The sequence below is a fragment of the Bacteriovorax sp. BSW11_IV genome (genome assembly GCF_000447755.1).
GTDB lineage: Bacteria > Bdellovibrionota > Bacteriovoracia > Bacteriovoracales > Bacteriovoracaceae > BSW11-IV.
Window position 1 is genome coordinate 36765 of sequence record NZ_AUNE01000057.1, and the last position, 13039, is coordinate 49803.

Consider the following 13039-nt stretch of genomic DNA (forward strand, 5'->3'; position numbering starts at 1 on the left):
ATTACTCCTTAGCAACGCTGTCGTCTTTTTTCTGTGCAGAATCAACACCAAGACGTTGGAGATAAGCAATCAATGCTACGATTTCTTTATTCTCAACACTCATATCAACACCAGATGCTGACAGGTCTTTTGCGATAACATTGGCCTGTTTCATTGCGTTTTCAGCAGCGTTGTTAATTTCTTCTTCAGAGTAAGGAACACCTAGGGCCTTCATTACTTTAAGTTTACGAGTCAGAGTGTCGTACTGAGTTTTATTAGCTACTAACCATGGGTAGTTAGGCATAATTGAGCCAGCAGTTACGTCGCGCGGATTAATCATGTGACGGTAGTGCCACATATTATTATATTTTCCACCTACGCGAGCTAAATCTGGACCAATTCTTCTTGAACCCCACTGGAATGGACGGTCGTAAACTGAATCAGCTGCTTCAGATGGTTTACCATAACGTAGATATTCTTCAGGAGTTGGACGAATATGTTGTGAGTGACATACATAACATCCTTCTTTGATATAAATATCACGACCAGCAATTTCTAGAGAAGTGTATGGTTTAATGTCAGGATTCGCCTCAACAAACTTGTTAGAAACAAGTGAAGGGATAATCTCTACAGCACCACCAACAAGAATTGCAAGTGTAGTTAGGATTGTGAAAAGAACTGGTAGTCCTTCTAGTTTTCTGTGAGCTGTTGCATTTGGCTCTTCTGCGTGATTTGCAACAGGAGCTAAATAAACATCTTCTTCTACATTTTTAGGTGCATTCTTGATTGTCTTATAAAGGTTATAAACCATGATAAAGAAACCAAGTAGAACAAATGTACCACCGATCGCTCTTACCCAGTACATAGGAACAATTCTGATAACTGTTTCAATGAAATTCGGGTAAACTAGCTTTCCTGTCTCATCAATTGCACGCCACATAAGACCTTGAGTGATCCCTGCAACCCACATTGACATCATATAAAGAAGAAGACCGATTGTTGCTGACCAAAATTGCATATTGGCAAGTTTGTTCGAGTAAAGTTCAGTCTTGTACATTTTTGGAACTAGGTAATAAAGCATACCGGCGATCATCATATAGTTCCAACCGATAGTTCCTGCGTGAACGTGTCCAACAATCCAGTCTGTGAAGTGACCAAGATAGTTTACTGATTTAACAGATAGAAGCGGACCTTCAAAAGTTGCCATCCCGTAGAAAGTTACAGAAGTAGCAAAGAATTTAAGAACTGGATCTTTTCTAACTTTATCCCAAACTCCACGAAGAGTTAGAAGACCGTTGATCATACCACCCCAAGAAGGCATCCAAAGCATTACAGAGAAAACCATCCCTGTTGTTTGAACCCATTCAGGCACTGCTGAGTATAATAAGTGGTGAGGTCCGGCCCAGATATAGATGAATACTAGTGACCAAAAGTGGATGATAGATAGTCTATATGAATATACTGGTCTATTGGCCGCTTTTGGAATGAAGTAATACATAATTCCAAGAAATGGAGTTGTTAGGAAAAAGGCTACTGCGTTGTGACCATACCACCACTGAACTAGAGCATCTTGAACACCAGCATAAACTGGGTAAGATTGCATAAAGTCTACTGGAAGTGAAATTGAGTTCACAATGTGTAGAACAGCTACTGTAACGATAGTTGCAATGTAGAACCAAAGAGCAACATAAATATGCTTCTCTCTTCTCTTAAGCACTGTTCCTAGAAAGTTTGCACCAAAGGCAACCCATACTAGAGCAATCGCTACGTCAATTGGCCAGATTAGTTCGGCATACTCTTTACCTTGAGTGAAACCCAATGGAAGTGTAAGCGCTGCGGCCACGATAATTAATTGCCATCCCCAAAAATGGAAACGACCAAGGATGTGACTCCAAAGACGTGCTTTACATAGTCTTTGAGTCGAGTAGTAAATACCAGCAAAGATCGCGTTCCCAACAAAGGCGAAAATTGCGGCGTTTGTGTGCAGTGGGCGAAGTCGACCGAATGTCGTCCACGGCAAGTCGAGGTTCAGTTTCCAGTACGCTAATTGAAAAGCAATAGTTACACCAAGAAGTAGTGCAACGATTCCCCACAATACAGTCGCACCTAGAAACATTTTAACAAGGGAGTCATCGTAAGAGAATTTCTCCATCTTTGTTTGTTCTAAGGCATCAGTACTCATAGATCTTCCTTTTTGCGGTTAACTGATTTTACGTTCTTATTAACAACTAACTTTTTATCTTCTAACAACATTCTGTGAGCAGGAGTTTCAAGGTCATCATACTGTCCTTCTTTGGTCGCCCAAACAAACATCCCTATGAAAACACACCCTAAGATTAATGCAATTGGGAGCAATAAATATATGATCTCCATCAGTTCTCTCCACCCATTTTTCTCATCTTTCTAGTTGCAATTAATGTCGATATTAATACCGTCACGGAACTCGCTGGCATAAAGATCGCCGCCCATAGTGGAGTGACGTAACCAAATACCGCAGCGTAAGCTCCGATTAAGTTGTACAACAATGAAAAGAAGAGATTTCTGTGTACTAGTTTAATGGTCTCTTTCGAAAGTTCAACAAGATTAACAACAGGTTTTAGTCCAGAAATCGTAAGATAGGCTTCCGCCGCTCTAAGGCTCACTGTAACGCTTCCTTTTACAGCAATTCCAAGATCTGCACGACTGATGGCCAAGGCATCATTTGCTCCATCACCAATCATTATTGTTGAATCCAATGAATTAATGAGTTCGGCCTTTTTTTCTGGAGTCATATTACTTAGAGCATTATCGTGCGAAAGTGATAATTCTTGGGCCACATAGGCCACAACATCTTGATTGTCACCTGAGGCCATAATTGTTCTTAGACCCATTTTTTGAAGGGCAGTTAATGAAGCCTTAGCATCTTCTCTGAGAGTATCTCTTAGGATAAAATGGCCAATGAGTTCATCATTTTCATACAGACCTATTTGGGTGAAAACTTTTTGGTTACTGTTGCGATCTTCATCTTTGATTGTGCAAACTTCGTATTTAAAGCCGTTTACTTGACCTACAACGCCTTTTCCTAATTGTTCTTTGAAATCATCAAAAGCGATTTCTACGAGATTGTATTGACCTTCCAAATAGCGGCACAGGGCCTGGGCAATGGGATGGTGGGATTTCTTTTCAAGAGAGTGAACAATACTGGCCCTCTTCTGAGAGAGTTCTTTGGCATCAATCACTTCAAATTGACCATGAGTCAAAGTCCCTGTTTTATCTATAACGAGGTTGTTCAAATGCGACATGCTCTCTAGAATTGCTTCGTTTTTAACAATTACCCCAAGCTTTGTGGCCTTAGAAAGTGATCTTGTCATGGCCAAAGGAGTGGCTAGTCCTAGGGCACAAGGGCAACTGATAATAATTAGAGCAAGAGCACGATTAAAGCCCGTAGTCAGCTCACCTGCAATGGCAAAATAGACAAGTACTGCAATGGCAAGGACTAGTACGATTCCAACAAAGTACTTAGTAAGTAAATCGACTTTTGTCACGATAGGGGCACGCTCATTGCGAGATTTTTCTACATTATTAAGAATTTCTCCCATACGAGTTTCATTGCCCATTTTTTCGACTTTTATCAGAAGGGGGTGCTCTTGATTTACAGAGCCTGAGTAGACTTTATGTGAAATATTGGCCTTTACGGGGTGGGACTCACCAGTTAAGACAGATGTGTTGATATAGCTAGAGCCTTCAATAATTTCTCCATCAACACAGAATGTTTCACCAGGCATAATTTTTAGAATGTCGCCTTTTTTAATATACTTGGCATGAATAGTTTCAAATTCACCGCTTTCTTTTTTTCTAAGGACATTAGTGCTTTGAAAAAAGTGTGAAAGTCCATCAGATGACAAACCACTCTCAGATGCTTTTTTCATAAAATAGCGTGAAAGGAGCATTAGAAATACAAGAGTATTGATGAGATCAAAATATACTTTTCCCGAGCCAATAATGAGGTGATAAACACTTGCAACAAATGCAACCCACAAGGCAAATGCAATGGGGACATCAATTGATAAGAGTTTACGTTTTAAAGAGTGGATTGTTCCTTTATAAAATGGAGATGCACTATAAAACATCACAGGGATAGTAAAAATAAAGGCAATATATTCGAAAGATTTTGCGAAAAGTCCATCTGCACCAGCATATAAGCCTACTGAGTAGAGCATCGTGTTCCCTGCACACGCTCCTGCAATCCCAATTTTTAATAGATTTGTTCTTTCTTCTTTTTGTTTTAGTTTTTCGACTTCTTCACCTTTTTTTAGTGGGTGAGGAGTATAGCCAAAACGTGAAATTTCACTGGCCACTTGAGAGAGTTTAACTTTGTCGCTTACAACAAAGTCGGCAACACTTTTTCCTAGATCGAGTCGGGCCTTATTTACTCCATCAATAAATTCTGGTGTTTTTTCTACGAGCCAAAGACAGGCCAAGCAGTGAACTCCTTCTAGGTAGAAAGAAGCACTGACTTGGCCATTTTCATTTTTACAAAAATCTTTTTGAAATTCCGGATCATCTAAGTAAGTAAACTTATCATCTACTTCTTTGACCGGAGATGAGCGTTTTTTAGAATCAGAATTATCTTTTATTTCATAATACTCTTCTAATCCTTTTTCGTTCAAAAGATTATACACGGCCTTGCACCCATTACAGCAAAATGGTGTGCCTCGCTCGGAATCTTCAACATTGAAGATAGGGTTAGCAGTCAATTCATCACAGTGAGTACAGTGAATTTTTTGCAAGGCCATTGTCTTTTCCAATTACTTCTCCACAGGTCTTAGAACGTGAATGTCACATGGAGAATATTTTAGTAAATGTTCTGCGAAAGAGCTTGAGAAAAGTCCTTCGATTCCATGTTTTCCTCTTGTCGCAACAACGACAAGATCGGCCTTTTCTTCTTTTAAATATTCTCTAATTTTTTCTTTTGGAGAGTGAGAGAAAAAGCACTTGAAGTCAGCATTTTTAAACTGAGTTTCAGTACAAACTTCTTTTGCAACATTTTTCAAAATAGCTTCAGTTGATTTTTCAATTTCAGGGTAAGTATCTTCTGTTGGAAAAATATAGGGAGAAAAGTCTGAAGTATAAATTTGAATTTCAAAGCAATGTACGAAATGGAGTTTCGCATCTTTTAAGAGATCATTTCCTTTTAATAGTTTTAATAAATTTAAACTGTCATCGTTCAAAGAGGCACAGATTACAATGTTTTTCATGGCACATTCCTTTGTTAATAAATATGTGTTTATTTTAGAATTTCGGGAGTCGAAAAAACATGACTTAGATCAATTTTCTCAGAGATATTGGTTAAGAAGCTCTTAAGATATCATTAATTTCTTAAAGAGGTCTCCTACGTCTTCAGTGTCATGTTCGTGGATAAACTCAAGAATAGTCGACTTGTCTAGGAAGCAAACTTTAGTATTTGGAAGAATCTGAGCGCTATACTGTGCAGGTGAATTTGTCATAAGCTCGTGAACACCTAGCAATGTTCCTTTGCTTAGAACTGATTTAACTTTTTTATTTTTTAGAAGTTGAATGTGACCCTCTAGTAAGAGATATCCTACAACTGGAATCTGGCCTTCATAGTAGAGGTTCGATTGAAGAGGGTAGGTATGAACATCCGCATGTGATGAAATTTCATCAACGGTGTTTTTATCAAGGGTAAGAACATTTCCATTTTCAAGCTTTCTCATGCTTTCAATTTAATGGAAATGTTCTAATACAAATATGATCTAAGTAAGCTTTTTTAAAATTTTTTCTTAGATATTAGTAGTTGAGATTGGCCCATTCGATAAGCTTTTCTTCGTCTGAAATGATAATAGTTTTACCATCTTGTTCAATCATTTGCTCATCTTTGAACTCTGAAATAAAGCGAATGAGAGTCTCGTTGGCCGTTCCGATCATTGTGGCCATTTCTTCACGAGTTAGTTTGATATCTAGCTTAAAGCGTCCACCACCAAGATCGATGCCATGGCTTTCTTTAAGAAGAAGGAGAAGTTCGGCCAGTCTTTCACGAACATTTTTTTGGTGTAGTGAAGTTAACTTTGATTCAGCAGCACCCATGTCTCGGCTTAGTTTGTTGATGACGTTTAAAGCAACTGAAGGCTTATCTTGAATGACTTTAAGAATATACTTCTTGTCGATAAAGCAAACTCTACTGTCTTCTAAAGCAGTCGCAGTTGCAGTGTAGTATTCATTTGTGAAAAGACTTCTGTGCCCAAGCACATCTCCGCCCGTAACAATACGAACGATTGATTCTTTTCCATCAGGTCCTGTTTTTGTGACTTTGATATTCCCACTACTGATGCAATAAAGACCAAATGGGTGGTTACCTTGCACGAAGAGAGTTTGTCCTTTTTTATAAAGGTTCGTTACTTTGTGCTCTGAAATATCTTGAAGTTCCATATTCTCAAGATCACAGAAGATCCCCTCTCCACGAGAAGGACAATTTTGACAAGCATTACTCTCTCTAGAATGTTTCATACTCTTTTGTTCCTAAATATAAGGGCAATTGGCCCAAGATATTCTAAATTTTACGTACTATCAATGTAACATAGGTCATTGAATAAAACATGACCTATGTCACCTTCTTATGAAGATTATTATAATTATTAAGATTTCTCTATGATATTCGGACTCATTCGCAAAGAAAATGGGTCAAAACTAATTTTTGAGAAATTCTATTGGCAGTTCACTTTAGTTCTTATAGTGAGAATGGGATCTGCATGATCAGAGAGAATTGATATCGACTGCGATCCTAATGACTCAAGCTGCATAGTTTTTTTCTTAACGAGTTTATGACCAAGGACTGTCGTTACCCTCAATTGAATTTCGCACTGGACTTCTTTTTCCACTAAATTTTCGATAATGCATTGGGCACTTAGGGCCAGTTGTTCGCAAGAGAGTTTAACTTTATGCGAATTCCAAAAAGCTAAGGATTGTGAAGCGTAGATCATTGCTACGGCCGCAAGAGTTGAAAGTTTCATGAATTGTTTCCTGTTTGTGTTGTGCGGGGTATTTATCATTGCTGCACCGTGAAGTAAATGAATCTTGTGTGTGTTTTTAAGTGTTTGAAATTACTTTAGGGTTGTCATTTCAAAAAATGACCCCATTTTATTACCTAGTAAAAAGTGATAAATAATCGGTTTCTGCAAAAGGGATATAATGAATAAGAAAGCATTAAATGTTATTGAAAATATACTCGCTGAGTCTAAGGCGTATACCTCTATTGAGCTAATCGAGAATGCGCTTACGACAGGTCAAGATCTGAAGCACTTTCCTTTACAGCCTCTGTATCTTGTTATGAAGGGACTTCCCCTCGATAAAGTTTCAACGAGTTTATCTCTACTCTCAAGTGAGCAGCGCAAAGTCTTTTGCGACATCGATCTGTGGCAAAAAGATGATATCGATCTTGCACACTTTCCCCAATGGGTTGTGGCGCACGCGCTTAGTGAAGATGATGAGATTCGTTTTGAATTCGCAAAAAGCATGGAGTTTGGACTTTTTCTAAAGGCAAGGTTCAATGTTTGGACTTTTGATACTGAAGACCCTCAATATCCTGATCACGATAATTACTTTTTAACTGAAGATAATCTTCTATTGTTTGAATTTGATGATGAGTGCACTTATGTAAATGAAGTGAGAAAACTCGTACGCGACCTTTATACTGATTATGGAGTAGAGAAGGCCTATGCGCATCTTCTGAAATTTATTTCAGAAGATTATCTTGTATTGCAAGAAGAAGAGTACAACTTCAAAAAACAATTTCTCATTGATTATGGTTTTGTCGATTACTACGATGCTCTAGAAGTTGAAAACGCCTTTCCAAGCTATTCTCACATTGAACATTACGTAAAATCAAAAAAATCATTTACTGGTGAAGTTGACTCAGTTGCAAAAGAGCAAACTCTTCACAGCACTTCAATTGTGGCCTTTGAAAAAGGTATGGAGAGCTTACAAAGTGAGCTTAATAAAGTTGTTTCAGATAAGAGATTTCAATTTTTACACTTCAACTTTGTAAAACTAGTGAATGCTACGACAACTCTTGATAATGCTCTCAAAAATGGTTCTGTGGCCATGTCAAAGGTTGGAACTAAAACTCGCAATAAGATTCTTCTTGGATTTTCTTATCTTCAAGACTTTGCCAAGCCTAATGGCCTTTTAAGTGTTTCAGGTGAAGAGTCTTTATTTGATTATTTTGAATTCACAGATATCTATAAAATTGGTAATTCACTTCAATCTCTTGTCCTAAAAGAAATTAAAAAGTCCCTTCATAGAAATAATCTTGAAAACGATAATGAAAATTTCGTTGGACCATTTTTTTCTGATTTCCTTGACAATACTTTTGGGGAACAAATTCTTTTTTCAAAATACGGAAGAAATGAAAAACCTGTGGCCCTAACAACTTATGATAGTTTTGATAAATGGCATCATACGGCAAAGTTATTCTGCGCAATGGCACCTTTTATCTCCAAATTTAATGAGGCCTTCAAAATTCTCGTAAACGAAGGGAAGTTATCAGATGGGTTCTATCTAAATTACACTGTTGATAGTATCGACTTTGAGGCCGTGATTATTTCAAGTTTTGCAAATCACCTTTTAGGTACTTACGAAAAAACTTCAGGTCAAAAAATGGGGCTGACTATTGATGAATTCAAAAAATTTGTTAATGAAGTTATCTCTAAAGAAGGTGAGCTGATGCTTACTGATAAGCTTGGGCAGACTATAGTGACTTTCTCAAAAACATATGGCCTTGATACTGTTGAGGGATTTGATCTTTATCTAAAAGATATCCTTAAGGATCACTTAGAGGGCTATGATTATCATGAACTTGACCAAAATGAGTACCGTCACGTAGGTGGTCCAATTATATTGAATGTCCTTTAAGATTGATTAAAATTCAAAGTGTCATCATAATAAAAGAATGAAAAAACTTCTTTTATTGATGACACTTTTCCATTTGAGTGGCTGTTCTTCAAAACCAGTGCTCTATCCAAATGCACGCTACAAGGCCATGGGCAAAGAGAGTGCGAATCAGCAAATTGAAAATTGTATGAAAGAAGGAGATGACTTTATGGAATCCCCTAAAGCTAAAAAGATTTTAGGAACTGCTTCCAAAGGAGCTGCTGTTGGAGGCGCCGTTGGTGTCGTTTCTGGGATTATTAGGGGAGATTGGTTAGAAGGTTTATTAAGTGGTGCTGCCATTGGTGGTGCAGCTGGTGCTGCTTCTGGAGCTGTGGCCCCTGATCGTCTAAAACAGGCCTATGTGAATAGGTGTTTAAGAGAAAAAGGGCTAGATGTTATTGGATGGGACTAATATTATTTTTTTAGCCCAAACCCGTGCTTGAAAAGTAGAGATAAATTTTGGATAAGATTTGAGTCTGTTTCCATCATGGCAAGTACGAGTTTATTTTTTAAGTGAAAGCGATGCTCCACTTCCTTTTCTACCATCTTATCACTTTGATCATGTTTAATTTTATTGGGGGCCTTGACTGCATAAAAGCGATCAATTCTTTTTTGTCTTTCTACTTCAAATTCGAGAAAGTTGAAAATCTCATGGTCTTCGCCAAGTTTGTCGCTTTCTCTTTTTCTTTTTTTCTCTTCGACTTTTTCATTTTCATCAAGAATGAGATCCATTACATCTTCAAAGCCTTTGAGTTCTGCCATTTTGTCTGAATCAAGTCTTTTAACAACTTTTTTATTCATTTTCTTTTCTCTTTTTCGAGGTTCTTTAACATCTTTTCATAGTAGAGATTTTCTTTTACCAGATCTCTTAATGCCCTTTGATTATTTACGGCGATATTGAGATCATTTGTTATGTCTTCAATATTGTGATTACTCACTCTTTTTGCAAGAATCGTACTTTTTTGAAGCAGTGAAATTTCTTTATTTTTTAGGCGATTACTTTTGATCTTAAAGTGATTGGGTAATTGCTCTTCATCAGAGAAAATTGAAAAAGGGCTCATGATAATATCATGTTCCGTAATGATGTATATTGGATAAGGAAAGTGTGGGTCTACTCGCAGGGCACTTAAGGCCTTTGAGAGTTGATCTACAATCTTAGTCGCTTCATTATAAGTTTTTCTATCGAGCTTGATGAATAAAGGACCTGTCCCCACTTTCTTTTTTAGTTGAGCTATAAGGTCAGTTAGTTCAAATTTTTCAATTTTCAGTTCTTCTATACTTGGTACTTTCATAGCTTAATTATAATACGATTTTCCTGTAGCACCAATTCTATCTACTTGTTCCTAGTGGCGAAATTCATTAAAATTAAAGAAGTTTTAAAAACCAAGGACAGTCGTGATATCTTATCCGTTTATAAATTTACCCGATGAATTTAGTTATCTTTTAAAGCTAAATTTTCAAATGTCACAAAAAGACTTGGGAATAGTTCAAAAGTTTTTTTATGACAGACCAGGACTCTTGGCCCTTGCAAAGAGAATGAGTGGTAAAGATGATAATCAATTTATTTTAGAGCGTGAGATTAAGGCCCAAGGATGGAAAGTCTATATTTCAAAACTTGCTTCAATGTATATAGAAAGAGCTCTTAGGGGAGAGTATCCGCTTAATGGTGATGTTAAGTTAACTGGAGAAATTCAAGCTTTTGAAGATCATTTAAGCAGCTTTTTTATAGCTGGTCATGGTCGTGCTTTCTTGCTGGGGTTTTATTATAAAATGTGGAGTATTGAGGCCGCGAGATCACATATTTCGATGAATGGTAATGCTCTTACTAATTTAGATGAAACATTGGTTTTAATTAAAAAGGTGCGCTCACGCGTACTACAAATAGATTATTTATTCATTACATTGCAACATCTGATTTCATTTATCGGATCAGACAAACTTGGGTTTCTTCTCGATCAAGGTCATGATCTCATCGAGATTTACACACATTTAGAACTTAATCAAAGAAAGAATCTGGTAGACAGTTTATTGTCTTATAGTTCTTCAATTAACGAAGTGGATTTTCTATCTCCACTTAATGTATGAGGCATTATGGAAGCGCAAAACTCTGTGTGGCAGTTGGTTAAAGATTTAGAAAATAAAAAAGGAATCACAGAGATTGTCATCAACGGACCCTCTACTGTTTTTGTCGAAAGAGCAGGGCAGTTTATTCAATTAAATGTTCGCTTAACCAAGAAAGACATGTACGACTTCATTGACGAAGTCGCAAGATTTAACAAAAGACAATGCAATCAAGACAATCCTATTCTCGATGGAAACCTACCTGATGGAAGTAGGATAAATGCCATTGTTGAACCTTTTAGCTATGGTGCTCCTGCGATTTCTATTAGAAAGTATTTAAAGCATATCGCTTCATTTCAAAATGATCCCAATGTTTTTGGCCTAGGTCCAAAATGGGTTGAGTTTATGAAGGCCATTATTTCTTCAAAAATGAATCTTCTTATCTCTGGAGGAACAGGGGTTGGAAAGACAACATTTATGAATCTTCTTCTGGGTGAGTTGAATACGGCCGAGCGTGTGGTAACAATTGAAGATACATTAGAGTTATCGATTAATAGGCCTAATGTTGTCCGTTTAGAAGCGGGCTCAAGAGTCGGCTCTTCTGCTAATATCTCCACACGAGATCTCGTTAAAAACACTTTGAGAATGCGCCCTGATCGCGTCATTATCGGAGAGGTTCGCGGTGGCGAATTATTCGATCTTATGCAGGCCATGAATACTGGTCACGACGGTTCTATGACTTCTATTCACGCAAGCTCTCCTGCTGAATGCTTTCAACGAGTAGAAACACTATTTCTAATGGCCGGATTTGAAGTTCCTATTCCCGTAATCAGAAGACAGCTTGTTAGCGCAGTTGATTTTGTTATTCAGCTTACTCGTGATCGCGAAGGCAATCGAGTTGTTGGCGAAATTAGAGAAATCACTGGGATGGAAGGAGAAAATATCACAAGCCAAGTCATAGGACGCTACGAAGATGGTAAGCTTGCGATGACAGGACTTTCTCCTCAGAAAATGGACAGACTCCATAAAGCTGGTGGTCTGCCCTTAGCATTTTTTAGTAATTAATAAGAGCTATTAGAGACGAGACCATTCATAATGGCCACACCACTACTTGTTCCAAGACGTGTGGCCCCAACACTGATCATCTGTTGAGCGTCATTTAGTGAACGAACTCCACCAGAGGCCTTTACTTCAATGTGACGACTCACACTTTCTTTCATCAGCTTTACATCTTCTACAGTTGCTCCACCTGTTGAGAAGCCTGTTGATGTTTTAACAAAATGGGCACCAGCTTTTTCACTTAACTGGCACGCTTTGACAATTTCTTCTTTTGTTAAAAGGCAAGTTTCAAAAATAACTTTAACTGTTTTTCCCTCGGCGGCCTTTGTAACGGCCAAAATATCGTTGAAGACTAACTCATCAAGTCCTTCTTTCAATGCACCAATATTGATGACCATATCAATTTCATCGGCCCCATCTTTTATGGCCTCAGTTGTTTCAAATGCTTTTACTGAAGAGGTATTGGCGCCGAGAGGAAAACCAATTACTGTACAGACCATAACCGTTGAGCCTTGAAGTTGTTCTTTTGCTAGCTTGACCTGTCCTGGGTTGATACAAACAGAGGCAAAGTCATATTTTTTTGCTTCTTCGCATAATTTAATAATTTGCTCTGTCGAAGCTTCCGGTTTTAAAAGAGTATGGTCGATCATTTTATTAATTTGTTGCATTGTTCCTCCAACTGCCTAAAACCATATCAAAGTTCAAATTTTGTGAAAAGGGCCATTTAGTGATAGCTTAATGAAAGAGGTTTCATGCAAAAATTAAAGTGGTTTAACCGACCGTTATTTATTCTTATTCTTACTATTGTGGCCCTTGGAGTTAGTTACTATCTTTATCTTGATAGTTATCTACGTTTTCAAGATGCCATGACTCAGTTTGTCCTTAAATATAAGTTGGAGGATAAGCACCCCATCGATACAAATTCATGGGTTATTATTTTAACACTTTCTATTTTGTTGGCCCTTATTATTGTCGGGATGTCGGTTATTTATGTTTATTATCAGAAGATGATTCA

Annotated in this window: 15 protein-coding genes; 5 read left to right on the forward strand and 10 right to left on the reverse strand. The window is 37.6% G+C overall.

Features of this window, described 5'->3' with window-relative positions; genetic code table 11:
• Position 1 precedes the first annotated feature (1 nt).
• From ccoN to M899_RS16520, 7 genes are all read right to left on the reverse strand, one after another.
• The gene (ccoN, locus tag M899_RS16490; RefSeq protein ID WP_021272638.1) at positions 2-2161 is read right to left on the reverse strand and encodes a cytochrome-c oxidase, cbb3-type subunit I; all 2160 of its coding nucleotides are present in this window, start codon (positions 2159-2161) and stop codon (positions 2-4) included.
• On the reverse strand, positions 2158-2352 hold the full coding sequence (gene ccoS / locus M899_RS16495) for a cbb3-type cytochrome oxidase assembly protein CcoS (RefSeq protein ID WP_034730092.1): 195 nt from the start codon (positions 2350-2352) through the stop codon (positions 2158-2160). The genes ccoN and ccoS overlap by 4 nt, the downstream gene beginning before the upstream one ends.
• Positions 2352-4766 carry a heavy metal translocating P-type ATPase gene (locus M899_RS16500; RefSeq protein WP_021272612.1) on the reverse strand — a complete coding sequence of 805 codons (2415 nt, stop codon included), beginning with the start codon at positions 4764-4766 and terminating at the stop codon, positions 2352-2354. The genes ccoS and M899_RS16500 overlap by 1 nt, the downstream gene beginning before the upstream one ends.
• Entirely contained in the window at positions 4767-5216 is a 450-nt protein-coding gene (locus tag M899_RS16505) for a universal stress protein (protein ID WP_021272592.1), read from the reverse strand.
• Positions 5217-5318: 102 nt separating this feature from the next.
• The gene (locus tag M899_RS16510; RefSeq protein ID WP_021272635.1) at positions 5319-5693 is read right to left on the reverse strand and encodes a Crp/Fnr family transcriptional regulator; all 375 of its coding nucleotides are present in this window, start codon (positions 5691-5693) and stop codon (positions 5319-5321) included.
• A 73-nt stretch (positions 5694-5766) separates the two neighbouring features.
• On the reverse strand, positions 5767-6483 hold the full coding sequence (locus tag M899_RS16515) for a Crp/Fnr family transcriptional regulator (RefSeq protein ID WP_021272632.1): 717 nt from the start codon (positions 6481-6483) through the stop codon (positions 5767-5769).
• Between the two features lie 197 nt (positions 6484-6680).
• Entirely contained in the window at positions 6681-6986 is a 306-nt protein-coding gene (locus M899_RS16520; RefSeq protein ID WP_021272621.1) for a hypothetical protein, read from the reverse strand.
• Positions 6987-7164: 178 nt separating this feature from the next.
• Between M899_RS16520 and M899_RS16525 the strand changes: the two genes are divergently transcribed.
• Both M899_RS16525 and M899_RS16530 read left to right on the forward strand, forming a co-directional pair.
• Positions 7165-8886: a DUF6178 family protein gene (locus tag M899_RS16525; protein ID WP_021272599.1), complete on the forward strand. Its 1722-nt coding sequence runs from the start codon at positions 7165-7167 to the stop codon at positions 8884-8886.
• A 37-nt stretch (positions 8887-8923) separates the two neighbouring features.
• Positions 8924-9316 carry a hypothetical protein gene (locus tag M899_RS16530; protein WP_021272636.1) on the forward strand — a complete coding sequence of 131 codons (393 nt, stop codon included), beginning with the start codon at positions 8924-8926 and terminating at the stop codon, positions 9314-9316.
• Positions 9317-9318: 2 nt separating this feature from the next.
• Here M899_RS16530 and M899_RS16535 read toward each other — a convergent pair whose 3' ends face one another.
• Both M899_RS16535 and M899_RS16540 read right to left on the reverse strand, forming a co-directional pair.
• Entirely contained in the window at positions 9319-9705 is a 387-nt protein-coding gene (locus tag M899_RS16535) for a hypothetical protein (RefSeq protein ID WP_021272641.1), read from the reverse strand.
• A complete protein-coding gene (locus M899_RS16540) occupies positions 9702-10196 on the reverse strand; it encodes a hypothetical protein (protein WP_021272605.1) in 495 nt (164 codons plus the stop codon). Before M899_RS16540 ends, M899_RS16535 begins: the two co-directional genes overlap by 4 nt.
• A gap of 169 nt (positions 10197-10365) precedes the next feature.
• Between M899_RS16540 and M899_RS16545 the strand changes: the two genes are divergently transcribed.
• Positions 10366-10989 carry a hypothetical protein gene (locus tag M899_RS16545; RefSeq protein ID WP_155897251.1) on the forward strand — a complete coding sequence of 208 codons (624 nt, stop codon included), beginning with the start codon at positions 10366-10368 and terminating at the stop codon, positions 10987-10989.
• A gap of 6 nt (positions 10990-10995) precedes the next feature.
• Entirely contained in the window at positions 10996-12030 is a 1035-nt protein-coding gene (locus tag M899_RS16550) for a CpaF family protein (protein WP_021272633.1), read from the forward strand.
• Here the strand turns inward: M899_RS16550 and deoC are convergent.
• A complete protein-coding gene (gene deoC / locus M899_RS16555) occupies positions 12027-12692 on the reverse strand; it encodes a deoxyribose-phosphate aldolase (RefSeq protein WP_021272616.1) in 666 nt (221 codons plus the stop codon). The genes M899_RS16550 and deoC overlap by 4 nt on opposite strands.
• Positions 12693-12776: 84 nt before the next feature.
• Between deoC and M899_RS16560 the strand changes: the two genes are divergently transcribed.
• A partial coding sequence (locus M899_RS16560; RefSeq protein WP_034730097.1) for a hypothetical protein occupies positions 12777-13039 on the forward strand: 263 nt, incomplete at its 3' end.